This is a genomic window from Psychrobacter pacificensis (assembly GCF_900101915.1).
GTDB lineage: Bacteria > Pseudomonadota > Gammaproteobacteria > Pseudomonadales > Moraxellaceae > Psychrobacter > Psychrobacter pacificensis.
The window spans coordinates 22,037-48,512 of the sequence record NZ_FNAL01000010.1 but is presented as its reverse complement, the minus strand read 5'-3'; the positions used below and the strand labels follow the sequence as shown (position 1 = coordinate 48,512).

Annotated in this window: 24 protein-coding genes, 2 tRNA genes and 1 pseudogene; 15 read left to right on the top strand and 12 right to left on the bottom strand. The window is 44.7% G+C overall.

All coding sequences use genetic code 11. From position 1 onward, the window contains the following. Nucleotides 1-27: 27 nt before the first annotated feature. From BLR43_RS07605 to BLR43_RS07595, 3 genes are all read left to right on the top strand, one after another. Nucleotides 28-103, top strand: a tRNA-Ala gene (locus tag BLR43_RS07605). A gap of 129 nt (nt 104-232) precedes the next feature. After that, nucleotides 233-308, top strand: a tRNA-Glu gene (locus BLR43_RS07600). A 223-nt stretch (nt 309-531) separates the two neighbouring features. After that, complete coding sequence (locus tag BLR43_RS07595) at nt 532-1,185, top strand: LysE family translocator (protein WP_093070118.1); 654 nt, start codon at nt 532-534, stop codon at nt 1,183-1,185. Between the two features lie 119 nt (nt 1,186-1,304). Here the strand turns inward: BLR43_RS07595 and acnA are convergent, their stop codons facing one another. Together acnA and BLR43_RS07585 are read right to left on the bottom strand one after the other, a co-directional pair. Next, the gene (gene acnA, locus BLR43_RS07590; protein WP_093070115.1) at nt 1,305-4,145 is read right to left on the bottom strand and encodes an aconitate hydratase AcnA; all 2,841 of its coding nucleotides are present in this window, start codon (nt 4,143-4,145) and stop codon (nt 1,305-1,307) included. Nucleotides 4,146-4,431: 286 nt separating this feature from the next. Further along, nucleotides 4,432-5,496, bottom strand: coding sequence for a DUF3025 domain-containing protein (locus BLR43_RS07585; RefSeq protein WP_093070112.1), 1,065 nt, complete (start codon nt 5,494-5,496; stop codon nt 4,432-4,434). Between the two features lie 126 nt (nt 5,497-5,622). Here BLR43_RS07585 and BLR43_RS07580 point away from each other — a divergent pair, with 126 nt between their 5' ends. Beyond that, nucleotides 5,623-6,339, top strand: coding sequence for a metal-dependent hydrolase (locus BLR43_RS07580; protein WP_093070109.1), 717 nt, complete (start codon nt 5,623-5,625; stop codon nt 6,337-6,339). A gap of 59 nt (nt 6,340-6,398) precedes the next feature. Next, on the top strand, nt 6,399-6,971 hold the full coding sequence (locus BLR43_RS07575) for a YchJ family protein (RefSeq protein ID WP_093070107.1): 573 nt from the start codon (nt 6,399-6,401) through the stop codon (nt 6,969-6,971). Here the strand turns inward: BLR43_RS07575 and BLR43_RS07570 are convergent. The 4 genes from BLR43_RS07570 to BLR43_RS07555 are packed head-to-tail and all read right to left on the bottom strand — an operon-like array spanning nt 6,943 to nt 10,802. Continuing rightward, nucleotides 6,943-8,241, bottom strand: coding sequence for a PDDEXK-like family protein (locus tag BLR43_RS07570; protein WP_093070104.1), 1,299 nt, complete (start codon nt 8,239-8,241; stop codon nt 6,943-6,945). The two genes, BLR43_RS07575 and BLR43_RS07570, sit on opposite strands and share 29 nt — an antisense overlap. A 50-nt stretch (nt 8,242-8,291) precedes the next feature. Beyond that, nucleotides 8,292-9,212: a class II glutamine amidotransferase gene (locus tag BLR43_RS07565; RefSeq protein WP_093070101.1), complete on the bottom strand. Its 921-nt coding sequence runs from the start codon at nt 9,210-9,212 to the stop codon at nt 8,292-8,294. Continuing rightward, complete coding sequence (locus BLR43_RS13850; protein WP_227517134.1) at nt 9,213-9,587, bottom strand: hypothetical protein; 375 nt, start codon at nt 9,585-9,587, stop codon at nt 9,213-9,215. Between the two features lie 48 nt (nt 9,588-9,635). Beyond that, entirely contained in the window at nt 9,636-10,802 is a 1,167-nt protein-coding gene (locus BLR43_RS07555; protein WP_093070099.1) for a homoserine kinase, read from the bottom strand. Nucleotides 10,803-10,988: 186 nt separating this feature from the next. Between BLR43_RS07555 and hisF the strand changes: the two genes are divergently transcribed. The 7 genes and pseudogenes from hisF to glmS all read left to right on the top strand — a co-directional run bounded on the left by hisF (nt 10,989) and on the right by glmS (nt 18,777). Continuing rightward, nucleotides 10,989-11,771 carry an imidazole glycerol phosphate synthase subunit HisF gene (hisF, locus tag BLR43_RS07550; protein WP_071002744.1) on the top strand — a complete coding sequence of 261 codons (783 nt, stop codon included), beginning with the start codon at nt 10,989-10,991 and terminating at the stop codon, nt 11,769-11,771. Between the two features lie 185 nt (nt 11,772-11,956). Continuing rightward, nucleotides 11,957-12,475, top strand: coding sequence for a 6,7-dimethyl-8-ribityllumazine synthase (ribH, locus tag BLR43_RS07545; RefSeq protein WP_057762077.1), 519 nt, complete (start codon nt 11,957-11,959; stop codon nt 12,473-12,475). 217 nt (nt 12,476-12,692) lie between these two features. Continuing rightward, nucleotides 12,693-13,541: pseudogene (nusB, locus tag BLR43_RS07540) on the top strand (transcription antitermination factor NusB); the annotation flags it as partial. Nucleotides 13,542-13,552: 11 nt separating this feature from the next. Then, on the top strand, nt 13,553-14,596 hold the full coding sequence (thiL, locus tag BLR43_RS07535) for a thiamine-phosphate kinase (protein ID WP_093070094.1): 1,044 nt from the start codon (nt 13,553-13,555) through the stop codon (nt 14,594-14,596). 3 nt (nt 14,597-14,599) lie between these two features. Then, nucleotides 14,600-15,205 (top strand): phosphatidylglycerophosphatase A family protein, encoded by a 606-nt coding sequence (locus BLR43_RS07530; RefSeq protein WP_093070092.1) that lies wholly within the window; start codon nt 14,600-14,602, stop codon nt 15,203-15,205. A 167-nt stretch (nt 15,206-15,372) separates the two neighbouring features. Continuing rightward, complete coding sequence (glmU, locus tag BLR43_RS07525; RefSeq protein WP_093070089.1) at nt 15,373-16,749, top strand: bifunctional UDP-N-acetylglucosamine diphosphorylase/glucosamine-1-phosphate N-acetyltransferase GlmU; 1,377 nt, start codon at nt 15,373-15,375, stop codon at nt 16,747-16,749. A 183-nt stretch (nt 16,750-16,932) separates the two neighbouring features. Continuing rightward, complete coding sequence (gene glmS / locus BLR43_RS07520; protein ID WP_093070087.1) at nt 16,933-18,777, top strand: glutamine--fructose-6-phosphate transaminase (isomerizing); 1,845 nt, start codon at nt 16,933-16,935, stop codon at nt 18,775-18,777. 424 nt (nt 18,778-19,201) lie between these two features. Here the strand turns inward: glmS and BLR43_RS07510 are convergent, their stop codons facing one another. After that, nucleotides 19,202-19,567 carry a MerR family transcriptional regulator gene (locus BLR43_RS07510; protein ID WP_093070085.1) on the bottom strand — a complete coding sequence of 122 codons (366 nt, stop codon included), beginning with the start codon at nt 19,565-19,567 and terminating at the stop codon, nt 19,202-19,204. 86 nt (nt 19,568-19,653) lie between these two features. Here BLR43_RS07510 and BLR43_RS07505 point away from each other — a divergent pair, with 86 nt between their 5' ends. The 3 genes from BLR43_RS07505 (at nt 19,654) to BLR43_RS07495 (ending at nt 21,501) form a co-directional block, all read left to right on the top strand. Beyond that, nucleotides 19,654-20,532, top strand: a complete 879-nt coding sequence (locus BLR43_RS07505; protein WP_093070083.1) for an alpha/beta hydrolase family protein — start codon at nt 19,654-19,656, stop codon at nt 20,530-20,532. A gap of 61 nt (nt 20,533-20,593) precedes the next feature. Then, nucleotides 20,594-20,911 carry a hypothetical protein gene (locus tag BLR43_RS07500; RefSeq protein WP_244265490.1) on the top strand — a complete coding sequence of 106 codons (318 nt, stop codon included), beginning with the start codon at nt 20,594-20,596 and terminating at the stop codon, nt 20,909-20,911. Nucleotides 20,912-20,976: 65 nt separating this feature from the next. Next, nucleotides 20,977-21,501, top strand: a complete 525-nt coding sequence (locus BLR43_RS07495; RefSeq protein WP_058023454.1) for a PaaI family thioesterase — start codon at nt 20,977-20,979, stop codon at nt 21,499-21,501. 417 nt (nt 21,502-21,918) lie between these two features. Here the strand turns inward: BLR43_RS07495 and BLR43_RS07490 are convergent, their stop codons facing one another. The 5 genes from BLR43_RS07490 to BLR43_RS07470 form a co-directional block, all read right to left on the bottom strand. After that, a complete protein-coding gene (locus BLR43_RS07490) occupies nt 21,919-22,737 on the bottom strand; it encodes a sulfite exporter TauE/SafE family protein (protein WP_071002733.1) in 819 nt (272 codons plus the stop codon). A 66-nt stretch (nt 22,738-22,803) separates the two neighbouring features. Beyond that, nucleotides 22,804-23,307, bottom strand: a complete 504-nt coding sequence (locus BLR43_RS07485) for a flavin reductase (protein WP_201587532.1) — start codon at nt 23,305-23,307, stop codon at nt 22,804-22,806. 103 nt (nt 23,308-23,410) lie between these two features. Next, on the bottom strand, nt 23,411-24,439 hold the full coding sequence (locus tag BLR43_RS07480; protein ID WP_093070076.1) for a methionine synthase: 1,029 nt from the start codon (nt 24,437-24,439) through the stop codon (nt 23,411-23,413). Nucleotides 24,440-24,511: 72 nt separating this feature from the next. Further along, the gene (locus BLR43_RS07475; protein WP_093070073.1) at nt 24,512-25,504 is read right to left on the bottom strand and encodes a DUF1852 domain-containing protein; all 993 of its coding nucleotides are present in this window, start codon (nt 25,502-25,504) and stop codon (nt 24,512-24,514) included. A 263-nt stretch (nt 25,505-25,767) separates the two neighbouring features. After that, complete coding sequence (locus BLR43_RS07470) at nt 25,768-26,286, bottom strand: hypothetical protein (protein ID WP_093070071.1); 519 nt, start codon at nt 26,284-26,286, stop codon at nt 25,768-25,770. Between the last annotated feature and the right edge of the window lie 190 nt (nt 26,287-26,476).

Here is a 26,476-nt window from a genome sequence, read left to right as displayed (position 1 = left end):
TACCTAAAATACGCACACTCTTAGCGAGGGGCTATAGCTCAGTTGGTAGAGCACTTGCATGGCATGCAAGGGGTCAACGGTTCGACTCCGTTTAGCTCCACCATACTATTTATCGCTCAACGGATAAATATTGCTTTGAGAACAATGTCAGCACCTAGGCAAGGCTTATTGATAAATAAGCGCTCTGATATTGTGAAGTACCGTTATAACTATAGGTTATGACACTCTATGCGTCCCCATCGTCTAGAGGCCTAGGACACCGCCCTTTCACGGCGGTAACGGGGGTTCGAATCCCCCTGGGGACGCCACTATTCGGCGTCACTTATTAGCACTTTTGCTTAGCATCAGGTTAGACTAGTAAGCGAACACTAAAAAATCCCAGTCATCATCCGGTGACTGGGATTTTTTTCGTTTGTCGTTTATAAAAACCATCGATATGAGCTGCTCATAACGACCGATACCAGGTAAACTACGAAATAAACGACAAATAAAACACTCCCCTATTATTGCTAACATAAGGAAGTATGAGCCATGTTCGGTATCGAAAACTATCTGGGCTTTGTCTTGGCGGCGATTTTGCTAAACCTCACTCCAGGCACCGATACGATGTATATCATCACCCGCAGCGTCTCGCATGGCAGCGCAGCAGGGTTTTATTCTGTCCTCGGTATCATCTCAGGCATCTTGGTACACACAGTATTCGCCGCATTGGGTCTATCGATCATTTTGATCAACTCGCCTCTGGCCTTTACGATTGTAAAATATATCGGTGCCAGCTACTTGTGCTATCTGGGTATAAAAATGCTGATGAGCAAGCAGCCTTCTTTACTGGCAAATCATTTACCAAAAAGTAGCCCATCGGTACCTGCCAACTCTATAGCACACTGGCAAATATACAAACAGGGCGTATTAACCAATGTCTTTAACCCAAAAGTCGCGCTATTCTTCCTTGCATTTTTTCCTCAGTTTATCGATCCTAGCTATGCTCATAGCGCCTTGTCATTTCTGATCTTAGGATTGAGTTTTGCGCTGACGGGCTTTGTATGGTGTTCGTGCCTTGCCTTACTGGCCTCAAAATTTAGTGCCAACTTAAGAAAAAACCCAGCTATCGAAGTTCTTTTAAATAAAATAAGCGGCGTGGTGTTTATTGGTTTGGGAGTTAAGCTATTGACTGAGAAGGAGTAAAAAACTACAAATAACGATCAAATAAGCTGATTTGTATAAAATCTAACTACTCATAAAAAAAGCCCAATCCCAGACTTTACTGGAATTGGGCTTTGTATTATTTAAAAGCTAATCAACCATTACGCAGCGTTTTTACTGTCACTTGCGAGCTGACGCAACACATAGTGCAGTACGCCGCCATGACGTACGTATTCGCGCTCTTTTGGTGTCTGTAGACCGACATTGACCTCAAAGGTTTCAGTCGAGCCATCGGCGCGGGTGGCAGTGACTTGAGCGGTTTTGCTCTCGCCATTGTTTAGGCCAGTGATGCTCAGCACTTCAGAGCCATCGAGCTTGTAGGTTTGAGCGTTTTCGCCATCTTTGAAAGTCAATGGCAGCACGCCCATACCGACGAGGTTTGAGCGGTGAATACGCTCGAATGAGGTAGTCAGTACCGCTTTGACACCAAGCAAAATCGTACCCTTCGCTGCCCAGTCACGGCTAGAGCCTGAGCCATACTCCGCCCCACCGAGGACGACGAGTGGACGCTTATCTTCTTTATACTTCATCGCTGCATCATAGATAGCCATTTCTTCGCCATCTTGTAACGTCGACTTGTCATCTTTGAAGTAATAGGTATAACCGCCTTCTTTGCCGCCCATCATTTGGTTTTTGATACGGATATTGGCAAAGGTACCACGAGTCATGACTGCATCATTACCACGGCGTGAGCCATAACTGTTGAAGTCCGCTTCCATGACGCCGCGCTCTTGCAAGTATTTACCTGCTGGCGAGTTTGGATCAATATTGCCCGCAGGTGAGATATGGTCGGTGGTGATTGAGTCACCGAATAGACCTAAGATACGCGCGCCTTCGATATCAGGGATACCCTCTGGCTCCATGGTCATACCATCAAAGAACGGTGGGTTTTTGATGTACGTTGAGTCTTCATCCCATGGATATAGCTGACTATCGGCTGAGCTAATCGCGTTCCACTCTTTACTACCGTCGAACACTTCACCATAGTTTTTACGGAACATATCAGCATCGATATTATTGGCAATCAGCTCGTTGATCTCATCTGACGTTGGCCAAATGTCTTTTAGATAGACATCATTGCCGTCTTGATCTTGACCGAGTGGGTGGGTAGTTAAGTCAATATCGACTGTACCTGCTAAGGCATAAGCGACAACCAATGGCGGCGATGCTAGGTAGCTGGCCTTGACGTGTGAGTGAATACGACCTTCAAAGTTACGGTTACCTGACAAGACCGCGGCAGCGACCAAATCGTTTTCTTCAATGCCTTTTTCGATCACATCAGGAAGCGGACCTGAATTACCGATACAGGTGGTACAACCGTAACCGACCAAATAAAAACCTGTTTTTTCTAGCTCATCCATCAGTTTGGTTTTTTCTAAGTAATCCGTCACTACTTTTGAGCCAGGTGCCAATGAGGTCTTAACCCAAGGCTTAGCTTTTAGACCTTTGGCAGCGGCCTTTTTGGCGACCAATCCAGCACCAATCATAACGGCTGGATTTGAGGTGTTGGTACAAGAGGTAATAGCGGCAATCACGACTGAACCATCGCGCAATTTGTGCTCTTTTTCGTCAATATTAACGCTTGAGAACACGTTATTGGCTGGCTGGTAGCCTTTGCTATCTTCAGTTTCGGTGTCAACGTCGATCTTTGGTTCAGCTGCCAAGTGTTCCGCTTGCTCTTGCTCGCCGCCTTCTTGGTCAAAGCGTACTTTGCCTTCGACTTCTGACTTACGATCTTTGGTCATTTTTTCTAGCGTTTCGCCAAACTTCTCATGCATATCCGCTAAGTTAATGCGCTGCTGTGGCAGATTAGGGCCTGCCAGTGCTGGCTGGACAGAGGACAGATCAAGCTCTAGCTTGCTCGAATACGTCGCCGCTGGCGTATCGGCATCGTGCCATAAACCCTGTGCCTTGGCGTATTTTTCGACCAGCTCAATTTGCGCTTCGTCACGGCCTGATAGACGCAGATAGTCAATCGCCATTTGGTCAATCGGGAAGATACCACAAGTTGCGCCATATTCTGGAGACATATTGGCAATCGTCGCCCGATCTGCAAGTGGCATACTGTGTAGGCCTTCGCCATAAAACTCGACAAACTTACCGACCACGCCATGTGCTCGTAGCATCTCGACCACACGCAATACCAAATCCGTCGCGGTGACGCCTTCACTGAGTTTGCCTGTTAGCTCAAAGCCAACCACTTGCGGAATCAGCATCGAAGACGGCTGACCGAGCATCGCCGCTTCAGCTTCGATACCGCCAACGCCCCAACCAAGCACACCGATACCATTAATCATCGTCGTGTGACTGTCGGTACCAAATACCGTGTCAGGATAGGCGGTCAGCTCGCCATCGACCTCTGCTGCCATGACCACGCGCGCAAGATACTCAAGGTTGACTTGGTGCACGATACCCGTCGCGGGCGGGACAACGACAAAGTTCTCAAAGGCATTACGGCCCCAATGTAAGAACTCATAACGCTCATTGTTACGCTTAAATTCAATTTTTTCGTTCAAATCGAGCGCATCTTCGCGGCCATAAGCATCGACCTGTACAGAGTGATCGACGACCAGCTCACTAGGGATAAATGGGTTGATTTGCTCAGCCTTTCCGCCAAGCTCGACCACTGCATCACGCATCGCAGCCAAATCAACGACTGATGGCACGCCGGTGAAATCCTGCAATACCACACGCGCTGGCATAAAGGCGATTTCTTTTGACGCCTCGGCGCCTGCATCCCAATTGGCAACCGCTTCGATATGGTTTTTGCCGACCGACTGGCCGCCATCTTCGTTACGCAGTAGATTCTCTAACACGACCTTCATACAAAATGGTAGCGTTTTGATATGCTCGTAAGTTTCGGTAAGTTTAGGCAGGCTGTAGTAGGCATGTTCCTTGCCAGCAACTGAAAGGGTGTCTTTTACATTAAAAATATCACTCATGATAGCTTCCTTATCGTTGTTATAAATCCTAGACATAAATTATTATAAGTTTATGTATAACGGGTGGCTCAATAGATGATCGATATATCTTTAATCAGCAGAGCAGTTTAATAAAACGGTCTGATGTGACTCTGTGTTAACAAAAGAGATAACCATCTCTTTGCTGTTTAACAGAAACGTCCTTTTACCATAACAAACATATGAGGCTTTGTTAACGTCTGGACGTTGTCAAATCGTGGCACAATCGTAAACGTAACAAAGGTTTGGCTAACCAATCTTAAGTGACTCATTCCTTTTTATTCTTTTGGCGTCGACCACTGCGAAATACATAGCTGTCTTCATAAAAATCAGGCACTGCATTTTCTGCCCAGAAATGCGGCACACCTAAGATTGGCAATGGCGCAAGCTGGCGCGGTGTCACGTCATCTTTTGATAATAATGTGTCCATGTATTCGGCAACTTTGTCATCCAAAAAACGTATACGCTCAGCTAATGGTAGGGTAAAGAAACGTTGCGTCACATGGATGACAATGCTGTGCGCACATAAGGGTTTGCGCGGATAGAGTAACTGCTCTAGCAAGGCATGCCCAAAGATATAGACTGCGGCTTGAGCGCTGTCATCAGGCTGTGTTGGATCGTCCCATTTATCACGGGGTCTCACCAAACTTGACTGCCAGTCGAAATCAACCAATGCCTCACCAATATTAGGGTCTGCCGTGACCAGCACTGCCCCATTCTCATCAAACACCGTAATAGTGTCACGCACACGCCCTCGACGCTCACTGATGCCTTGTTTGGCGATTTCCAGCATGTGGTAATAATTCAGCACTGCTTTGGTCTTGGGAAAGGTCAGCCAAATGCTGCCATTAAATAAATCATGCAAGTTGTCACGCGTCGGAATGTTGCCAGTTGTACCGATGAAATGCTCGTAAGCCTCCCCTTCAGGTAATGCGTTTTGAGAGACAAACTGTAGCGTTTGAGGCGTTTGGTTATGGGTAGGTTTGGTCTGCGGTAATGGCTGTTCTAAATGATTGGCCTGCTGCTGCATCGACGTTTTTAAGACGTTGGCAATCGTGTCAGGCGTACTGATGTTACAAGCATTGATACCATGCGTATCTAGACTTTCTGCATTATCCAAACTAACGGATTCATTTGAGCTATTCATCTGCTGACTTGGTCTACTAAGGTGCTCAATAGTGGTGCTCAAGTAATGTTGTTGAGTAATGTGCAACAGCCACGGCGCTTGCCAATCAATCTCAGCAAAGCTGTTATCAAGTGTGCCCTCTATTTTAGACGGCGGCTCAATACAGGCGGTAGAATCAGGTTTGGTAGATAAATCACTGGCAGGCATAGAAGCTCTCTCTTACAGGCTATCTCTGTTAGATGTCTGGCTACTCTATGGTATCATGGGGCGCTTTTTTACAGCTAGATGCGCCGCTCGAAAGGTCTTTTTGAGCGCTATGGATGAACAAGTTTTATGGCAAATTTTAATACCCACTTAAATGTCGCTTTTATGGTGAGCGGCACTCTGAGTTTGACGGTTTATAAGGCAGGCTTGATTGATGATTCAGGGTTTTTAGTATGCGTGGCGCTTGGTACCATCGGTGGATTGCTACCAGACTTGGATTCAGATAATTCAACACCGATTAAGCTCGGTTTTGATATTACCTCGTTTGTCTTTGCCTTTGGCTTGGTCATGCATTGGCGCAGTGATTTGAGCTTGCTGGCATTGATCGCATTATGGCTGGCGAGTTATGGTTTTATGCGTTATGTGATCTTTCATATCTTTACCACTATGACGGTGCATCGCGGTGTCATCCACTCTGTGCCTTATATGGCGATACTTGGACTGGGGTTAACCTGTCTAAGCTATTATGGTCTGCACCTACCACTGACAACCAGTTGGTTTTATGGTCTGTTTTTATTTGGTGGCGCGATGGTGCATTTGTCATTGGACGAGCTATATAGCGTCAATTTGTCCAATATGAAAATGAAGCGCTCATCGGGTACGGCGATGAAGTTTTATCAGCCGAAAGACAAATGGTGGTACCTGCTCTTATATACTATCCTTGCTCTACTGGTATATGTTGCCCCGCCTTTTGAGATGTTTTGGTTACGACTGAGCGACCCTTCTGCATGGGCGCAGCTCAAAGTCGGTATATTGCCAGAGTTAGTAAAAGGCATGCTGCAATAAAGTTATCATAAGATCATTAAGCATAAACGAATAAGCCCAAACGAAAATTAGAGTCAAACATGCAATCTTCCTTACCCGTGTGCCCTTGCCAGATCAATCCAACAACAGAGACGACAGACGCTCCACTATCCTATCAAGAGTGCTGCCAGCCTTATCATGATGCTTTTTATAATGATGAGATTGATAAAGCAGATGGTATAAAAGCGGAAACAGCCGAACGGCTCATGCGTACGCGCTATAGTGCCTTTGTATTGATTAAACCAGACTATATCGTCAACACCACAGTACCTGCGCAGCAAGGCTTGCTTGACGTTCAGGCAATTAAAAGTTGGGCGATGGATACAGACTGGGCAGGATTAGAGATTGTAGAACACAAGCCAAAGCTTGGTAAAAGGCATGCACAGGTTGAGTTTAAGGCTTATTTTAATACCAAAGATAATACAAATGATTTAGCAGGAAAAATACAAGCGCACCACGAGTTGTCTGCTTTCGTAAAGGTTACAAACAAAACTAATCAAGATGCACGCTGGTACTTTATCGACCCGACTGTGCGTATGAATGTGAGCCAAAAACAGCCGTGTATTTGTGGCTCAGGGGAGAAGTTTAAACGGTGTTGTGGGATGTATCTGTAGCCGAGTGAACATCAATAAGTCCTAAGCTTTTGACACTCTCAATAAATGAAACGATTTCATCAGTGGTTTGTTCAATCCACTGTGCTCTGTCATTATTATTAGCAATTTTATAAAGACTCTTAATTTTATCAAATTGTATAGGCTGTGTTGGTTTAAGATCTCCTCCTAAAGCCCATTCTTTAGTATTACCAACTATTGGTATATTCAAGCTACCGATTTGAGTTGCTAGGTTATTTAAAGAAGATGGATACCCAATAGGTCTGCCCTCTCGAGAACTAATCATACCGAAATAAACATTCTTATAGACCTGTATAAAACAATTAATATCGTACTCTTCTAAACTACCAATTTTACACTGAATACCGTATTTTCTAGATGGTTTCTGAGGTTTATAGTAGTTCTTAATTTTTTTATTCCTATCACACAACTGTAGATTCTCATCACAAAAATTGAAATCATAGCCTTTCTTCTTTAATACTTCTTGTAACTCTTGCCAAAGTTTCTTTTGTAAATCAATTTGAAAGCTGACAAGCGACTCGCTCAGCTCATGCGCCAGTTTAAAATTGTCTTTTTGGTATAACAGTTCAATATGCGCTTGTTTCATTTTTGCCGACCTTGTATCACCCGTCAATTTTCCAACCAATCTTCTGTACTGTAACAATGTGTGCTCAATATGGGGATATGGTTTTGCCTCAATAATACAAGCATCTAACCAATTTGCCACATCCTCTTTATAGCTTATTTGCGCAAAATCACTGTCTTTTAAATTCCCTTTACTATAAGTACTAACTGGATCACCATATTTATTTAAATATAAGATATAGATATTTTCTGGTTCATAGTTCATATTTCTACAAGCTTCATAATAGCGCTGGAGCTGTGCTCTTTGATCATAAGCATTGATTTTGTTTTCAACAACGATGATATTTTCGTTATTTTTTAAAATAATATCTATCCGACCAGAATTTGTGATAGCCACTTCAGTTTGACACGTATAGGGTTGATTTAGACAAAGTGGCAGACGTTTTTCATCTTTATTTTTAAAAGCTACATTCACTACCTGATCGATAAATAGCTTTTGAAAGGCATCCATACCATGGCTACCTGTTGGACTTAAAAGCTCCGCTAAAAACTTAGAATGTAGACCCACTTCTTCATCATCTCTTCTCAAGATAGAGAATATATTGAAACCATACTTTGTATTGGATGCTTCTTCTGTCGCTGCCTGATCAATTTTCTCTAACGCTTGGAAAAGATTGTTGTAGACCATAATCGCTCGTTATTTTTTGTAAATGTTAATGTTGACTGCCACACTGATTCCTAAACACTCGCCCCCACTTCCCGCGCAATGGCGATACCTTCATCAATGGTCAAAAATTTACGCAGGCTTGGGCTGTCTTTATAAATGACGTCACCATCTTGAAAGATTAAGCATTCATTGACGGCGAGCTGCTGCCACTTCTCATTTTCAGTCAATGGCACGGTCACCAAAATCGTCACCTTATCGGTATCGGTGGTGACATCGCTAAAATTAATCGCCATATCATCGTCCGCCAGTTTGGCTTCACCAAATGGCGCTTTGCGCGTGAGATAAAACAGTAAGCTACCTGCATACGCCAGTTGCCACCTGCCATTGGATATTAAGCAATTAAATAACCCATTGGCCGATAGATAGCGACATTGGGTGGTCAAAAAATTAAACAGTGTCTTGTCATCAGGACGGGTTTTAAAGCTGCTCTTTAAACGATTGACCAAATAGCAGAATGCCATCTCAGAATCAGTACTGCCTACTGGTTGACAATGCGCGGCATTGCCGTTGTCTTGCAAGCGCTGACAGCGTTTGATAAATTCGCTATTCATCTGTCCATTGTGCGCAAATACCCACTGTTCGCCCCAGACTTCACGGACGAATGGATGGGTGTTTGCCAAGCAGTTCTGCCCTTGCGTCGCTTTACGAATATGCGCAATAACGTTCATGGCTTTGATTGGATAGTTGTTAACCAAATCAGCGACTGGCGATAGATGGCTTGGACGATTATCATGAAACAAACGCAGACCCGTTGAGTCATTTGCCGTCTCATCATTGGTTTTGTCATTATTGCTGCATTCGCTGCGCTCAAAAAACGCAATACCAAAGCCATCTTCATGACTGTCCGTCATACCGCCGCGCTTGCGAAACCCTGCAAAGCTAAAACCAATATCTGTTGGGGTATTACAGTTCATTCCTAAGAGTTGACACATTTATAAAGTACCGCCGTTATTGTCATCTATTATTGAGTTACCTTGAGTAGCATTGCCTTGAGTAGCATTGCCTTGAGTAGCATTGCCTTGAGTAGCATTGCTTTGATTGGCAGATAGCGCATCAAAGTCAGCATCACTCATCTCATCAAGCAAAGCGGCACCATCAGTTGGGATGGTATCCAAAATGCGCTGAGCTTCTGCCAAGACGGTGTCTTCTACCCAGAGAACGATACCCGAGTTCATACCAGGGATTGCGCTGAGCGGCTGCAAGGACACGGTTATGCCGTTATTACGTAATAGATTGGCATGCAGCTCGCCTTGTATATTGGTATCAAAGCGCGCCAGTTTGTGCCAGTTGTCAACGTGATCGGTCATGGGATCGCCTTCAAAGTGTTGGTAGGTACATACCTGAGTAAAACATACTTATGCCAATTGGTCTAACGTATATGTTTCAATCGTAAAATCATTGGTGTTGGTTAAGTGATCATGTGCTTGCTCAGCTTGGGTAATACTGCTAAACACACCGACTATTTGATTGTCTGGTTTGCTTAATAGTACAAATACGGTGTTTTGCGACTTTTCAACATGCGCCCAATGGTAAGCGGCCAGACGCTTCATTAGGTCAGGGTTTTTGACCATGATGTTATCACCCGTACGACCTTCGGTACGGTTGTAATGAATCACATTGAGGCGCAATAACCAAAAAATCACGGCCGCTTTTGCTAGCATCACAGGTAGTGCACGTTTTTCCTCACCATTGAGTGGACGTATCGATTCATAACCTTGTAAGAACGCTGCCATTTTACTGCGGTCAAAGTTCACAGATTCACCTTGTTCTGCGCCGCCCCACGTGGTACAAAAATCATTGATAGTGATCGCAATATCCATCACGTAATGCTCGACGCTGACTTCGGTGAAGTCTAGTAGACCTGTCAGACGCGCCTCGCCTTTTTGTAGATTCCATAAGGTATTGTCGGCAAACATATCTAAATGGCATAGACCTTTTGGCAAGGTATCTAATGGCAGCTCTGAATAAGCGCGCCAAATATCGCTCATCAGCTTGCCTTCGTCACCTGGCATGAACTGCATTTCACGGTCACGCACGTCGCTCCATGGATACAAAGGCACGCCGTACTGCTCACTTGGCTGCAATGCTTGCAGCGTCTCATGTAGCGTCGCCAATGCTGCGCCAATATCGTGACACATCGCTTGCGTAGTTTGCTCGGGATGTGAGCCTGCTAGACACGGCACTAAAGTGATGGCTTTGTCTTCATAATGGATGACATAGCGTTTATCATCACCATCTGTTCGCGAACCATTTGACTCAATAACGGCTAACGGTGCGGCGACTGGTAATTTGCCATTTAACTGATTGAGGATAACGGCCATTTTTTCGATATCAGCAGGAGGACGCTCTTCAAATAATGTAAACACGTAAGAGTAGGTGCCGTCTACATCGTCAGTCGTTTGAATAAACCAGTTTGAGTTTTTAATACCTTGAGTGATCGGAATCGCGCGGGCAAACGATACGCCAAAACTTTGGCAAAAGGCGGCAAACTGATCATCGGTTAACTGGGTATAGACGGACATGACATCTCACTTATAGCAATTGGGTAAAGAGGTTAGATAGAATAAATTGATGCGGTAATGACCGCAATTGTACCGCACATCATAAAACGATGGTGAAAAGCGTAATAATCTTGCGAAAACCTGCCTGAAATAGCAGTGATTTTGCTAGACTAGCGCCTATGAATTGATTATAAGGTGAAAGACCCTATGTTAGCAAAGCGTATCATTCCTTGCTTGGACGTTGACAATGGCCGCGTGGTCAAAGGCGTACAGTTTGTCGATATCAAAGACGCAGGCGACCCTGTCGAAGTCGCTCGCCGCTACAATGAACAAGGCGCTGATGAGATTACTTTTTTGGATATTACTGCGACCAATGACGAGCGCGATACCACTTATCATACGGTCGAGCGTATGGCTGAAACGGTATTTGTCCCACTCACCGTAGGCGGCGGCGTGCGAAAAATCGCTGATATCCGCAATTTGCTCAATGCGGGCGCAGATAAAGTCGCAATTAACTCAGCTGCGGTATTTACGCCTGAGTTCGTCGGTGAAGCCGCGCAGAAGTTTGGCAACCAATGTATCGTTGTGGCCATCGATGCCAAACGCGTCGCTGACATCAACGTCGATGGGATTACTGTGCCGCGTTGGGAGATTTTCACCCATGGTGGCCGTAAGCCAACCGGTATCGATGCCGTCGCTTGGGCGAGCAAAATGGCTGAGCTGGGCGCTGGTGAATTGCTGGTCACCTCAATGGACGGTGATGGCACCAAAAAAGGCTACGATTTGGCACTCATGCAACAAATTACGAGCCGCGTCAATGTGCCCGTCATTGCCTCAGGCGGCGTCGGCAACCTGCAACATTTGGCAGAAGGCGTGTTAGAAGGCGGCGTCGATGCGGTACTTGCCGCCAGTATTTTTCACTTTGGTGAGTATACCGTGTCGGAGGCCAAAGCCTATATGGCAGCACAAGGGATACAGATGCGTCTGTAGCACGCTCGTAAAATACAAATAACACCCAAAAAAATGCTATCATAGTGCTAACCATTTATTTTCGTTCAATTAACTAGAGCAACGCCAAAATAATAGGCGGCCAAGTCGATTGAACGCATCAGACTGTTTAGCTATTTATTGATGCCTATATTTCAATTGAACGCTTATTAAGCAAAGGATTTTTTATGTCGAATTTACAACAGCAGCGCAACGACGTGACTCATATCGATGGTAACTTGCATCAAAACGCTGACGCGCGCATTGGTATTGTCGTCGGTCGTTTTAATGGTTTTGTCGTTGAGTCATTGGTTGATGGTGCGATTGATGCCCTACTCCGTCATGGTGTATTGGGTAGCAACATTACTGTTATTCGTGTGCCTGGAGCATTCGAGCTGCCACTTGTGGCCCAGCGTGCTGCGGAATCAGATCGTTTTGACGCCATTGTGGCATTGGGTGCAATCATCCGTGGCAGCACGCCACATTTTGATATTGTAGCCAGCGAGTCGGCCAAAGGTTTGAGCGCTGTGGCAATGGATTATAATATTCCTGTCGCCAACGGTATCATCACTACTGACAGCATCGAGCAAGCTATCGAGCGCTCCGGTACCAAAGCAGGTAATAAAGGCTCTGAAGCTGCGATGGTCGTATTAGAGATGATTGCTGTTCTATCACAGCTTGATATTGATGATATCGATGAAGCTTAAGCCTTAAAGCTCAAATTTATTAGTCTAACTGGTGCTGCTATTGAGCAATAGCAGCACCTTGTAACATGACGCCAGCTATCAACACACTGGCTATTTTTTGAATTTTCGCCGTATTTCTATACTCTTTAAAGTTTTAAATAAACAAAGCTAAAAAGCTACTTTGTTAATTTATATTTTGACTGGGTATCATCTCAAAAAATTTAGGTACAGACCCCCTATGACTGACCAACTCAAGCGCGCGATTCGCGCTGCGAAAACCGCACAAGCCAATCAAGCTGAAGCTACCCGTATAGCGAGCAGTAGTGCAGGTGATCAAACCTTCGATATGAGTGAGTCTTCTTACAAGACCAGTCATACCGCTATCCGTAAGGCGCGCCGCTTTGCTATGCAAGGTCTATACGAGTGGCTTGTCACCGACCGCCGCTTTGATATAGATGGCAAGCTTGGCTGGAAAGACAATGCGCCGCATGATATCGCGGCACGCACGCGCGCAACCAACGCTATGCACACCGTCCATATCGGCTACTATCACGAAATGATGCGCGATATCCCAGAGCAGATCGACGCCCTAGACGCGCTTATCAGCCAACACCTTGATCGTGAGATTGATAAGTTAGATACGGTTGAACACGCTATTTTGCTGATTGGTGCGTACGAGCTACAAAACCGTATGGAGATTCCTTACAAGGTTGTACTCGATGAAGCAATGAAGCTGAATAATCACTTTGGCGCGACTGACGCTCACAAACTGATCAATGCGGTACTGGATAAAATGGCTGGTGAGCTACGTGCTTTAGAGGTACAAGCAGATACCAATGCCAACCTACGTACGTCACAAAAAGCGGCGGCTAAACAATCTGAAGCGAGTTCGGCTGAAGTAACGGTAGCTGACAATATCGAAGCGGCTGCTGAAACAGAAAGCGCGATCGATAATGCGCCGACTGCATCAAATAAGCCACGTATCAGCGCTAACAAAGCTAACGTTAAACGCAGTAGTGCCAGTAAAGCTAGTGCCAATATCAGTGACTTCAAGGCGAGCAAGAAAAGCGCTAACGATACCAAAGACTAAGACTAGTTATGAACGAGTTTGAGCTGATTGAGCGTATATTTTTGCAGCGGCAAGCGGCACAGAGCGCAGCGGCTGGTACTAAAAACAGCATCGAAAAAGGTATCGGTGATGACGCGGCTGTGATGGCATTGCCAGCAAGATCACGCTTGGTTAGCTGCATTGATACATTGGTTCAAGGGCGTCACTTTCATGCTGACTTTGCACAAGTAGATAAGCTTGCGTTTGAAATTGGTTATAAAGCTGTTGCGGTTAATGTTTCAGACATTGCAGCGATGGGCGCGACGCCGCATAGTATTTTGCTAGCGTTGGCATTGCCTGAGCGTCTAGCGAATCATGAATGGCTCACGACATTTGCCAAAGGATTGTTTCATGCCTGCCAGCTGTTTGGCGTGACGTTGATTGGCGGTGATACCACGCGCAGTGCGCAATTGGTGCTGAGTGTCAGTGCGCAAGGATTGCTTGCCGCAGGTACACCAGCTGTTTATCGCTCAGGGGCACAAGTTGGCGATAAAATCTATGTTTCAGGCACCCTTGGTGATGCTGCCTATGCCCTCAAGCACCCCGATAGCCCTATTGGTAAGCAACTGGCGCATCGCTTGCACATGCCGACGCCGCGCATTGCCTTAGGTGCCGCCTTGGCACAAGCTGGCGCAACCTCGATGATCGATATCTCTGACGGTCTTTATCAAGATCTTGGACATATCTGTCAGCAAAGCTCAGTCAGTATGCGTATTCATTTAGATCAATTACCGAGTAGCAAGTCACTAGCCACGGTAGAGTTATCTGAGCGTTTGTTATGTCAATTAGCGGGTGGCGATGACTACGAATTGGCGTTTACCTTGCCTGCACATATTGAACCACCTACTTCTAATACGCCTGTCACTTGTATTGGAGAAATCGTTGCGCGCGCAGATTCTATTGCGACAGATGCCAAATCGCCTAATCACTCACGTCTTGAACTGTTTTATCAAAATCAGCCAGTCACACCGACTCAATCTACCCCCTTCTCTACGTGGCCTAATCTCACCGGTTATCAACATTTCACAGGCTAATCCATGACTGATCAACACTTATCTAAGCCTGATATTCGACAAGCAAATGACTGCCCGCCTCTACCAATCGGTGCCAGTATGCTTGACCGCATGGTTTATTGGCTCGGACTAGGTTTGGGCAGCGGCCTACCTCGACGCGCGCCCGGTACGTGGGGCACGGTTGGTGGTCTGATTGTGGGCGTGCCGCTTATGAGCTTGGGTTTCGTTCCTTTTTTAATCTTGACGATTTTGTCGTGTTTGGTTGGTGTTTGGATTTGCGGGCGTACGTCTGAGTTGATGCAGGTACACGATGATCCGCATATTGTGTGGGATGAATGGGCTGGCATGTGGATTACCCTATTGCCGTTATCTTATATATTATCATATGTATTTCCTACGTCTGAAAATACCTTGTCGATAATGATTCTGCCGATGTTTTGGGGCTGGCTACCGACTGCTTTTATCCTATTTCGCGTATTTGATATTTTAAAGCCACCACCGATTGGTTGGGCAGACAAAAAGGTTGCGGGTGGCCTTGGGGTAATGTTGGATGACATTATTGCAGGGGTTATGGCAGCAGTGATTTGGTTGATTATTTACATCATTGTGATGATGTTTATGTCTTTTTAATATTATTCCGCGGAAATCATTACTTCGGTTTAGCCATCTTACGTATTTGATTTTGCTTGCTTAAGTTTTGAGTATTCAAGTTACAAAGCTTGCACGTCATAATTTTTTTTGTGCAAGTTTTTACGCTATAATTCAACATTATATTTTGTTACATTTGTAGGCTTATTATGACATCTCCTCTTTCTGTGATTATTTTAGCGGCCGGTAAAGGCACTCGCATGCAGTCTGCAAAGCCAAAGGTTTTGCAGACCCTAGCTGGTAAGTCATTATTGGCCCACGTATTAGATACTTGCAATCAGCTCACTGTTGATGAAACCATCATTGTCCATGGTTTTGGCGGTGATCAGGTAAAGTCAGAGATTACCAACCAATATACACAGTCGTCGTTTACTTGGGTTGCTCAAACTGAGCAGTTAGGAACAGGTCATGCGGTCAAAGTGACACTGTCTGATTTACCGAAATCAGGGAAAAGTCTCATTCTATATGGTGATGTGCCATTGGTCAGCTGCCAGACATTAGCTGCTTTAAAAGCTGCCAATACTGACGGTATGTCTATGCTGACGTTGACTGTCGATAATCCGTTCGGGTTGGGTCGTATCAAACGTGACCAAAACGGCAACATTGAAGCCATCGTTGAGCAAAAAGATGCCAGTGCTGACGAGCAAAATATTAAGGAGATCAACAGTGGTATCTACTGCGTAGACAACGCCCTACTGCATAAGTATTTGCCAGAGCTCTCTAACAATAACGCGCAACAAGAATATTACCTCACTGACATCGTCAAAATGGCCGTCGCTGATGGTATTACGATTGCCGCGATTGAGCCTGAGCATACGTTTGAGATTGAAGGGGTTAATAACCGCCAACAACTCGCAAGCCTAGAGCGCACGTGGCAACGCAAGATAGTCGCCGACCTACAAGAAGCGGGCGTTCAATTTGCCGATCCCACGCGCGTGGATATTCGCGGGTCGTTGAGTGCCGGACAAGATGTGTTTATTGACGTCAATGTGGTATTTGAAGGCGACTGCACTTTAGGCGACAATGTCTATATTGAAGCAGGCTGCGTCATCAAAAACGCTCAGATAGGCAATGCTTGTTATATTAAGCCTTACTGTGTGATTGATCGCGCTGACATCGGAGCTGGTGTCGACATAGGACCTTTTGCACACCTGCGTCCTGATACGGTATTGTCTGACAACAGCAAAGTCGGTAACTTTGTTGAAATCAAAAAATCAACAATCGGTCAAGGCAGTAAAGTAAATCACCTAAGCTACATCGGTGATGCAACTGTCGGCACAGGCGTCAATGTCGGTGCAGGTGTCATTACTTGTAATTACGATGGTGTCAACAAGTCGCAGACTATCATTGGAGATAATGCCTTTATTGGTTCCAATGCAAGCCTAGTCGCGCCAGTAACCATCGGAGATACGGCTACCATCGCTGCAGGTTCTGTCATTACCAAAGACGTTGATAGTAGTGCTTTAGCATTTGGCCGAGCTCGTCAGGTACAAAAAAATGACTTTCAACGACCGACTAAAAAATAACTGATTTATCGAAAGTTTGATCAATCGTCGTCATTCTTGAGTAAACCTAAGCAGTACGGCAATCGTGGTAGTACTGCTTCATCATACTTTTGAGCTAATAACTGAGCATTGGTAGCTAACGACACTTACTAGTCTTGTACCATCATATATTGAATTATTAAAAAACAAATTTAAGGAGATGCCATGTGTGGAATCGTTGGCGCAGTTGCTGAACGCAATATTGCGAATATCTTGCTTGAAGGTCTTAAGCGTCTAGAATATCGGGGCTACGATTCGGCTGGTTTAACCGTCATTCGTGATGGTGAATTACATCGCGAGCGTCAAGTGGGCAAGGTTCAAGCCTTGGTCGATGCGGTTGAAGCCAGTACCGATTTTTTTGATGGGCATATTGGTATCGCTCATACTCGCTGGGCCACGCATGGCGAACCTGCACAGCGCAATGCCCATCCGCACATATCTGGTAAGATTGCCGTCGTTCACAATGGTATCGTCGAAAACTACGCTGAACTCAAAAAAGAGCTCATCGCTAAAGGCTACGAGTTTACCTCACAGACCGACACCGAAGTGGTGGCGCATCTGATTCATGACATTTATGAGCAAACCAATGATTTGCTAGAAGCGGTACGCGCAGTGATTCCTAAGCTGCATGGTGCATTTGCTTTAGGCATCATTCACGTGGACACACCAGATGAGCTGGTCACGGTACGTTTAGGTTCGCCTTTGGTCATCGGTGTTGGTATTGGTGAAAATTTTATCGCCTCAGATCAGCTGGCGCTACTGCCAGTCACCAACCGCTTTATGTACCTAGAAGAAGGCGATATTGCCAAATTGACCCGTGACAGCATTAAAGTCTATGTCAATGGCGAGGAAGTCAGCCGCGAAGTGCATGAAATCGATGCCAAGCAGCATAATGCTGACAAAGGCGAGTTCAAGCACTATATGCTCAAAGAAATCTATGAGCAGCCAGATGCAGTCGCGCGTACGCTTGAGATGGCGATTGATAACCGCCAAGCATCAGCCCTGCGTGATGACTTTTTAGCACGCAATGAAGCGCAATTATCAGGCGTACAGCATGTACAGATCATCGCTTGCGGCACTAGCTATCATGCGGGGATGGTTGCTAAATATTGGTTTGAGAGCTTGATGCGCCTATCCTGCTCTGTTGAGGTTGCTAGTGAATTCCGCTATCGCAATCCTGTAGTACTCGACAACTCGCTGGTGATTTGTATCTCTCAGTCTGGTGAAACAGCCGATACCTTATCAGCCCTGCGTGAGATCAAAAAACAAAATCCAGCAGGACTGGTTAGTCTAGCACTATGTAACGTGCCGACCTCATCCTTGGTTCGCGAGACAGACATATTCTTGCCGACCCTTGCAGGTCCTGAGATCGGTGTAGCATCGACCAAAGCTTTTACCACCCAGCTGGTCGCACTCATGCTATTGGTCTTAAAAACAGGCGCAGTACAGCAGCGTATCGACAGCGCAAACCTAAGCACCTTACTTGGCGAGCTACAAAAGCTGCCCGGTCAACTCTATGCCAGTTTGCACCTTGATGCTCCGATCAAAGCGATGGCGGAGCACTTTGAAGATAAGAAAAGCTGCTTATTTTTAGGGCGCGGTCTACAGTTCCCTATCGCTCTAGAAGGCGCGTTAAAGCTCAAAGAAATCTCTTATATCCACGCTGAAGGCTACGCCGCAGGTGAGCTCAAACACGGTCCGCTAGCGCTTGTTGACAAAGACATGCCAATCGTCGTGCTGGCACCCAAAGACAGTATGCTCGATAAGCTCAAAGCCAACATGCAAGAAGTACATGCCCGTCACGGCGAGCTGTTCGTCTTTGCCAGTGAAGATAGTCACATCAATGCTGAAGACCGCCTACATGTAGTATATGTTAAAGCAGTTTGCGAGACGCTTGCCCCTATCGTCTACAGCGTACCCATACAGCTACTGTCTTACCATGTGGCCGTGATGCGCGGTACTGATGTCGATCAGCCACGCAATCTTGCCAAATCAGTGACGGTTGAGTAATATAAGTTATTGATTTTATTGTAATTTTTATTAATAAATTACCCGTCACACTATTGTGTGAAGATTCATCCTTTGCTATCTTGTATCAACGAGGTGGCAAAGGATTTTTTTGTGAATAACAAAAATAGAAAAGGACCCACAACAACTGAGTCTTTGAAAGATTATCAGCCATTTGTCAAAATAGCTGATATATTCTCACTTGGAAGATCTCACTGTGTCTTTGGTCACAAGACTAAACGAACACACCACTATAGGCCTATGTCAGCAACCAAAGAAGAGATAGCTGAGTTCATGAAGTCTGAGTTCCCTTAAGCAAAGTACAAGATTGAGGCAGTAAATAGCAGTGGGTCAATTTTATGCCATGATATTGGTTTAGATGATTTGAGACCTGGAGGTACTGTATCGGGACCTTTCATAACTTAGATTAAAGCGCTAGCTTATCCTTATAAGAACACATGCCTTTTAATGCATCATCTATTAACGCTTTCATTTTAGATAACTCTAGAATCTTAACTTCAATTTGCTTGTTTTTTTCTAGAAGCCTTTCACCCATTTGTGATTGCGTCAGGTTGTTTGAATACAATAGCTCTGTTAGCTCTCTAATCTCTTTTAAGGTAAAACCTAACTCCTTCGCCATAATAATCATATTGAGCTGTTCTACAATCCTGTTATCGTAATCTCTATAACCATTAGATTTTCTAGATGGTGACGAAATTAATCCTTCCCTTTCGTAAAAACGGATCGTATCTCTGCTTAGTCCGACTGTTTCAGTTAATTCTTTTATATTCATTATCGAGCACCCTCAATTAACGCTTGACTGTGGAGTAATGTCCATAGTTTATAGTAGGCGTTAATTAACAACAAGTAGGTTCTTTTATGGATATTAATATATTGACGGACGATAACGTCGAGCTGCGTACAACTCTTTATAAAGCTGCTAATCCTAAAGCCGTTGTTCTAATAAACCCAGGAACCGCTACCAATACTTCTTATTATTTACCTTTTGCTAAATATTTAAGAGAGCATGGTTTCCATGTCATTCTATGGAACTATAGAGGGTTTTGCGATTCTAAAGTGAGTCATCTAAAGGATTGTCATTATCAGTATTCTGATATCGGACGGTACGACATTCCAGCTGCCATCGATACAGCTAAGCGCCTATTTAAGGATTTACCCTTGTATTGTGTGGGTCATAGTACTGGTGGTCAACAGGTAGGTCTGGCTCATAACGCCGATCAATTAGATGCTCTAATTGCAGTGGCTGTCTCAGCAGGATACTTTAGCTATATGCCGCTTCGCTATCGCCTTAAAGCCAATTTCTTTTTCCGTTTTTTAGCCCCGCTTAGTAATAAAGTCTTTAATTATGTGCCGGCTAAAAGCTTCAAACTCATGGAAGATTTGCCAGCTGGTTTTACAGATGAATGGGGGGCTTGGTGCCGAGAAAAAGAGCTGTTTTTCTCAGATAAATTCTATGGAAAAACCATTCCCCTTGGGACTTACAAGAATTTTAATGTGCCAACCTTCGTCTTCACTGCCGATGATGATGAAATCTGCACTGAACGCAACCTGCATAATTTTTGGAAAAATGTGACTAGCGATCGACCTATCACTTTTAAACGCTATAGCATTGGCAGGGGATCAGACCAATCAATTGGGCATTTTGGCTATTTTAGAAGCAAGAACACTCATATTTGGCAAGATATTTTAGAGACGATCAACAAGGTACACCATGATAAATCGTTACAAACATTATAAAACCTTAATTTTCATTGTATTACTTAATGTGTTCTCGAGCATTTTGCACTATGTTCATAATGTGGTTTATTTTGACCACTATCCTGAGCCTGATTGGTTATCCCCTCAGCTTGTAGATGCTTTTTGGTTCGTCCTGACACCAATCGGTATCTACAGCTTGATCGTGGCTGTCAAAAGCCAGATGAGCAAGGGGCATTGGTGGCTTTATTTGTATGCCTTGATGGGTTTATTGTCATTACTACACTACAACGTTGAGACTGATAATATTATGACGATCACCATGCACAGTCTTATCTGGTTTCAAGCAATATGTGCTTTTTGGTTAATCGGCTATGTCACGATGTATTTTAAAAATAAAAGCAAACATCAAGAACACTAATTGATAAAACTTTGGTCTTTATAAGAATGAGCTAACCTCTTATTTATCGTTTTAAGGAATTGAAAATGAATGTTGAAGAAACTATAGCAACATGGGAAACAGAAGAAGCACTCATTAGAGAAAAGCTAGGTGACGCTGACGTCATTCCATTATCAGACTTAACCACTCGCAGCGGTATGGACATTTTTAACGCTATGTTTGCAGGAGAGCTGCCTCATCCTCCTATTGGTCTAACGCTCGACTACACTCCTATTCATATGGAAAAAGGTATTGCCGTTTTTCAAGGGCGTCCAAAGCGTCATCATTACAACCCATTGGGTACAGTCCATGGTGGCTGGTTTTGTACGCTTTTAGATTCTGCTGTTGGCTGCGCTGTACATACCCTTTTACCAGCAGGAAAAACCTATACAACTTTAGAGATAAAAGTAAATATGGTGCGAGCTTTGACAGTGGCAACACCTTTAGTACGGGCTGAAGGTAAAGTCATTCATGCTGGTCGAAGAACAGCAACTGCTGAAGGAAAAATTGTAGGGCCTGATGGCAAGTTGTATGCTCATGCCACCACAACCTGCATCATTCTTGATGTTTAGATAGAATTTTCGATATAGTCAATACACTCTAAAAATGTCATAGCGCTACTGGGATGAATTTTGCGCAGCCTCTGGGAACGCAGCACGCAAGTAAAATTTATACCAGTAGCGCGTTTAAATCCATAACAGTTTTACATTCAGCTAACTATAGTTAATGAAGCTTACCTGACAGTCTCAAGTCTAATAGCTTCTAAACCAAAGAAAACCGCTAAGAATATAATGGATGTTATAGTGAAACCATTATAAAAATGGTATAGCAAGATTAAACGCTATTTTTCGCAGCCTCTGGAGACGCAGTCACAGCAAGTAAGAAAAGTAGCATTTTATAACAGATTACTAAACTAGGCGTGATTTTCAATATTAAGCAATATCATATCGTTCTTAGTCTTCATATTTCAAACACACCAATCCAAATCTTCAAAATAACCCTTTATACAGAAAATAAAGTCCCACTACGAATAACAATACCGAAAAGCACTTCTTTAACAGGGGTGGTGAGAGCATATGAGCAACTTTTGCCCCAACTTTAGCGGTAAAAAAGCTCATACTCGCAATGCCCAAAAAGGCATAAATATGCACAAAGCCAATGGTATTGGGTACATCAACTTGCTGCTGCATACCAAAGAACATAAAGCCGAGCGCACCAGCAATGGCAATAGGCAAACCACACGCCGCCGACGTGCCTACCGCCTTTTGCATGACCACATTATAACGGGTGAGATACGGCACCGTTAAGCTGCCACCGCCAATACCAAAAATGGCCGAAGCCACACCAATAATACCACCTGCCGCAAGTTGCTTGGGTTTAGACGGTAATACCACAGGCGTATGACTCGCATCACTCATATGTGTACGTCTTTTACCAGCGGTAAACATTCTATAAGCGACCCACAGTAAAAACACCCCGACAATCAGCTGCAGATATAACCCTGATATTTGCCCTGCTATCCCTGCTCCCAAAAAACACCCTAGCGCCAAACCAGGTGCTAGATTTTTAAAGACCGGCCACATGACGCCGCCCTTTTTATTATGCGCCATCAAGGAGCTGATCGAGGTGACGATGATGGTCGCAAGCGACGTTCCCAAAGCCAGATGCATAATGGTATCGGCATCGTAGCCCATTTGGGTAAAGACGATAAATAACAGCGGTACGATAATGGTGCCACCGCCCACGCCGAAAAGCCCGGCCGCAAAACCTGCTAGTGCACCTATGATTAAAAAAATGAGTAGTTCCACGGGATAGTGTCTTCTTATATAGATTTATTTTCTGAGCAAGTGCTCTATATTAATGCCAGTTATGACTTATACAAGCTCAACTTGACCGACGTAATGATAAGCACGGTTAAAATACACTAAACTCTCATCTTGCCCGCTTGGGGATTCTGGAGGTTTGATAGCGACCACTCGGCACATCAGCACACTATGCGTACCCACTTCTTGAATGTGCTCAATCTCACAATCAAAGCTCACTAGCGCATCTTTCAGGATAGGCGCGCCTGTCACAAGCTCAGTCCAAACCCCTTGCTCGAAACGCTCATCTGAGCTTAGTTTAGAAGCAAAAGCATTGGATAAGTGTTCATGCTGGGCACCAAGCACATTGACGCTCAAGACTTTATTATCCACAAAATGCCTATGCGAGCGCGCGGCTTGATTCATACACACCAGCAGTGTCGGCGGTGTATCAGTGACGCTACATACCGCCGAGGCAGTAAACCCATGAGTGCCTGACGGACCATTGGTGGTGATCAAATTGACCGCCGTGGGCAATAGCGCCATGGCATCTCTAAAATCAGTGGCTTCAATCATATCTTTTATCATTACTACAATCCTGAGAAACGTTAAATCTATAAGTACCTTGTTAACTGAGGCCACTCATAAGCTTAAACAAGCCAGAACTTGTTAAGTTTTGCTAAACGCTCAGCTCTTGCCGCACGATTGCCGCACCAGCGCTCAGCGCATGTAGCTTGCCGCGTGCCACCTCACGAGACAACGGCGCCATACCGCAGTTGGTCGAGGGATACAGCTTGTCCGCATCGACAAATTGTAAGGCCTTGCGTAGCGTATCGGCTACCTCCTCAGGAGTTTCAATATCATTAGTGGCGACATCGATTGCACCAACCATCACTTTTTTACCGCGGATGAGCTCTATCAAATCCATCGGTACGCGCGAATTTTGACATTCCAAAGATACGATATCGATCTTTGACTGCTGCAGTTTAGGAAACGCTTGCTCATACTGACGCCACTCTGAGCCCAGCGTCTTTTTCCAATCGTTATTGGCTTTGATGCCGTAGCCATAGCAAATATGTACCGCCGTTTCGCATTTTAAGCCTTCGATAGCGCGCTCTAGTGTCGCGATACCCCAATCATTGACGTCATCGAAAAAGACGTTAAACGCCGGCTCATCGAATTGGATAATATCCACGCCTGCTGCTTCTAACTCGCGGGCCTCTTGATTGAGAATTTTTGCAAACTCCCATGCCAGTTTTTCGCGGCTTTTATAGTGACCATCATACAGCGTATCAATCATGGTCATCGGCCCAGGCAATGCCCATTTGATCGGCTTGTCAGTATGCTTACGTAAAAACTTGGCATCTTCTACAAACACAGGTTTTTGGCGGCTCACGGCACCCACCACTGACGGTACGCTGGCATCATATCGATTGCGGATACGCACGGTTTCGCGCTGGTTAAAATCCACGCCGTCTAAGTGCTCAATAAAGGTAGTGACAAAGTGCTGACGGGTCTGCTCACCGTCACTGACGATATCGATGCCTGCTTGCACTTGCTCTTGTAGCGATACTAGCAGCGCATCCTGTTTTGCCTGAAGCAATTCTTCACCGTCAAGTTGCCACGGCGACCAAATTTTTTCAGGTTCTGCCAACCAAGAGGGTTTTGGCAAGCTGCCAGCGGTCGATGTTGGTAATAATAAAGTCATGTCGTATTGTCTTCTCTATTTCAGATGTCTCTATTTTAGGTGTTATAGCGTGCGCTTTTATATTTGGATTTTTTAAGCGACGTTCTCGTTTACAGCGTAATTGGCCGCCCATGCTTCAAGAATATCTTGGTAAGGCTTGATAAAATGCGTTTCGGTAAATTTGCCTTGTTTGACCGCCATTTGGCTACGCTCTTCACGGTCATAAACAATTTGCGTCAGCGAGTAGTCTTGGTATTTTAGGCTTGGCTGATAGACCTGACCTGCCGTTGAATTGGCGTTATAAATCTCAGGACGATAAATCTTTTGAAAGGTCTCCATGGTGCTGATTGCACTGATCAGCTCAAGATCGGTGTAATCGCTGGTCAAATCACCCGCAAAATAAAACGCTAATGGTGCAGCGCTGCCCTCAGGCTTAAAGTAACGCACAATCAAGCCCATTTTGTGAAAATAGTCATCGGTCAATGAATACTCATCTTGCTTGTATTCTACGCCCAGCACAGGGTGCACATTGGTGGTGCGGTAATAGGTCTTGCTGGTTGAGACACTCAAGCAAATCACAGGCTGTTTGTTAAAGTTGGCTTTGTAGGCCTCTGAGTTCAATAAATATTGAAACAATTTGCCGTGTAAGTCGCCAAAGTCGTCAGGCGCTTTGGCATTTGGGTGCTTATTAAAATGCTCCAGTAGCACCACGTTAAAGTCGTAATCGCGCACGTAAGATGAGAAACTGTTGCCAATCATGCCATCGATGCGCTTGTTTTCTTTATGGTCCACGATGGTGGTTTGTAGCATCTCAATCACAGGGAACGCATCGCCATTGCCTTCGATATCCATGTTGGCAGACACGATGTCCACTTCGACCGAATAACGATCGGCATTGGGGTTGTCCCAATGTGCCAGCGCGTTAAAGCGGTTGTTAATCATGGTCAACGCTTTACGCAGATTGACTTCACGCTGCTCGCCGCGCGCCAGATTGGCAAAGTTGGTCGTCATGCGCGTGCTGCTGGCAGGCTGATAGTTTTCATCAAAACGAATGTGCTTGATTGAGCATGCAAAAGGCTTAGTCATGGTGATTCCTACCCTACAAATTGAGATAATACTAAATGTCTGTATGGGTATATTTAAGCAAATATTTAACATGAATAAAAACGATATAAACTTAGTATAAGATGAATTTTATTCATTTTAAGAAAATGACCTGCTTGTTTTTTTGAATAAATTACATCTCTATATATAAGAAACCCCAAGATAACAGCACTGCTATCTTGAGGCTTAAGTCTTTACGTATGAAAACGCTCAAATATATCGGTCACTAAAAACCTTGCTCTTCGCTACACCCCAAACCCACAGGTAATGCTGTTGTCTTTTTTATCAAAGGTTAAATGTTTGTAGCCCTCGCCCGTCACTTGATAGCCACTACTGTCGTTTTTGGTTACGGTGTTAATATCATGTTTATCAACAGGCAGCGTGAATTCACTGCGTAGCGACTGTGGGTTATTGGCAAAATACAGCTTCAAATGCGACCATTCAAAACCGCTGAGATATTCAATTTTTGAGAGCTGTTTACCAAAGGCGGTCGCGTTATTTAGCATGTAAGTGGTGATGGTTTCGTCCAAATGCTCCAGTTGCTCCTCATCAGACGAATTGTAAGGTTTGATACGTGTATCGGTATCAATAATGGACTGCTGATACGTTATGGGCAAGCTGCTGGTTGTCGGGTTAGGATAATCACAGCCTTTTTGCATGGATTTGAGATATGGGGTCCAGTCGGTACTGGCTGCCTGCCGCGTTGCACAACTGGTTAGTGATAAGGCGGCGACCATACTGAAAATGATGGCGGTTAGCTTCATGAGTGCCTCCTAATGACAAATCATAGAATACGGTTTGATAATGGCGTTACTATAACGTATTGATATATCAGACAATTAAACGATAGGTAAAAAGGCATATGGGTTCTATGATAGTTTGGTTGTGAGAAGTATCAAAAAACCCCATACGCGGTAGTCACGTATGGGGTGCATGATCATCATGATGACTGTG

Bases quoted from the DNA above. Each gene is read 5' to 3' on its own strand.
- BLR43_RS07555 (WP_093070099.1), bottom strand. From the start codon at position 10,802: ATGTCCGTCTATACCCAGTTAACCGATGATCAGTTTGCCGCCTTTTGC.
- BLR43_RS07530 (WP_093070092.1), top strand. From the start codon at position 14,600: ATGACTGATCAACACTTATCTAAGCCTGATATTCGACAAGCAAATGAC.
- thiL (WP_093070094.1), top strand. From the start codon at position 13,553: ATGAACGAGTTTGAGCTGATTGAGCGTATATTTTTGCAGCGGCAAGCG.
- BLR43_RS07485 (WP_201587532.1), bottom strand. From the start codon at position 23,307: ATGATTGAAGCCACTGATTTTAGAGATGCCATGGCGCTATTGCCCACG.
- acnA (WP_093070115.1), bottom strand. From the start codon at position 4,145: ATGAGTGATATTTTTAATGTAAAAGACACCCTTTCAGTTGCTGGCAAG.
- glmS (WP_093070087.1), top strand. From the start codon at position 16,933: ATGTGTGGAATCGTTGGCGCAGTTGCTGAACGCAATATTGCGAATATC.
- BLR43_RS07480 (WP_093070076.1), bottom strand. From the start codon at position 24,439: ATGACTTTATTATTACCAACATCGACCGCTGGCAGCTTGCCAAAACCC.
- BLR43_RS07475 (WP_093070073.1), bottom strand. From the start codon at position 25,504: ATGACTAAGCCTTTTGCATGCTCAATCAAGCACATTCGTTTTGATGAA.
- BLR43_RS07570 (WP_093070104.1), bottom strand. From the start codon at position 8,241: ATGGTCTACAACAATCTTTTCCAAGCGTTAGAGAAAATTGATCAGGCA.
- glmU (WP_093070089.1), top strand. From the start codon at position 15,373: ATGACATCTCCTCTTTCTGTGATTATTTTAGCGGCCGGTAAAGGCACT.
- BLR43_RS07505 (WP_093070083.1), top strand. From the start codon at position 19,654: ATGGATATTAATATATTGACGGACGATAACGTCGAGCTGCGTACAACT.
- hisF (WP_071002744.1), top strand. From the start codon at position 10,989: ATGTTAGCAAAGCGTATCATTCCTTGCTTGGACGTTGACAATGGCCGC.
- BLR43_RS07510 (WP_093070085.1), bottom strand. From the start codon at position 19,567: ATGAATATAAAAGAATTAACTGAAACAGTCGGACTAAGCAGAGATACG.
- BLR43_RS07565 (WP_093070101.1), bottom strand. From the start codon at position 9,212: ATGTGTCAACTCTTAGGAATGAACTGTAATACCCCAACAGATATTGGT.
- BLR43_RS07585 (WP_093070112.1), bottom strand. From the start codon at position 5,496: ATGCCTGCCAGTGATTTATCTACCAAACCTGATTCTACCGCCTGTATT.
- BLR43_RS07495 (WP_058023454.1), top strand. From the start codon at position 20,977: ATGAATGTTGAAGAAACTATAGCAACATGGGAAACAGAAGAAGCACTC.
- BLR43_RS07470 (WP_093070071.1), bottom strand. From the start codon at position 26,286: ATGAAGCTAACCGCCATCATTTTCAGTATGGTCGCCGCCTTATCACTA.
- ribH (WP_057762077.1), top strand. From the start codon at position 11,957: ATGTCGAATTTACAACAGCAGCGCAACGACGTGACTCATATCGATGGT.
- BLR43_RS07595 (WP_093070118.1), top strand. From the start codon at position 532: ATGTTCGGTATCGAAAACTATCTGGGCTTTGTCTTGGCGGCGATTTTG.
- BLR43_RS13850 (WP_227517134.1), bottom strand. From the start codon at position 9,587: ATGACCGATCACGTTGACAACTGGCACAAACTGGCGCGCTTTGATACC.
- BLR43_RS07575 (WP_093070107.1), top strand. From the start codon at position 6,399: ATGCAATCTTCCTTACCCGTGTGCCCTTGCCAGATCAATCCAACAACA.
- BLR43_RS07580 (WP_093070109.1), top strand. From the start codon at position 5,623: ATGGCAAATTTTAATACCCACTTAAATGTCGCTTTTATGGTGAGCGGC.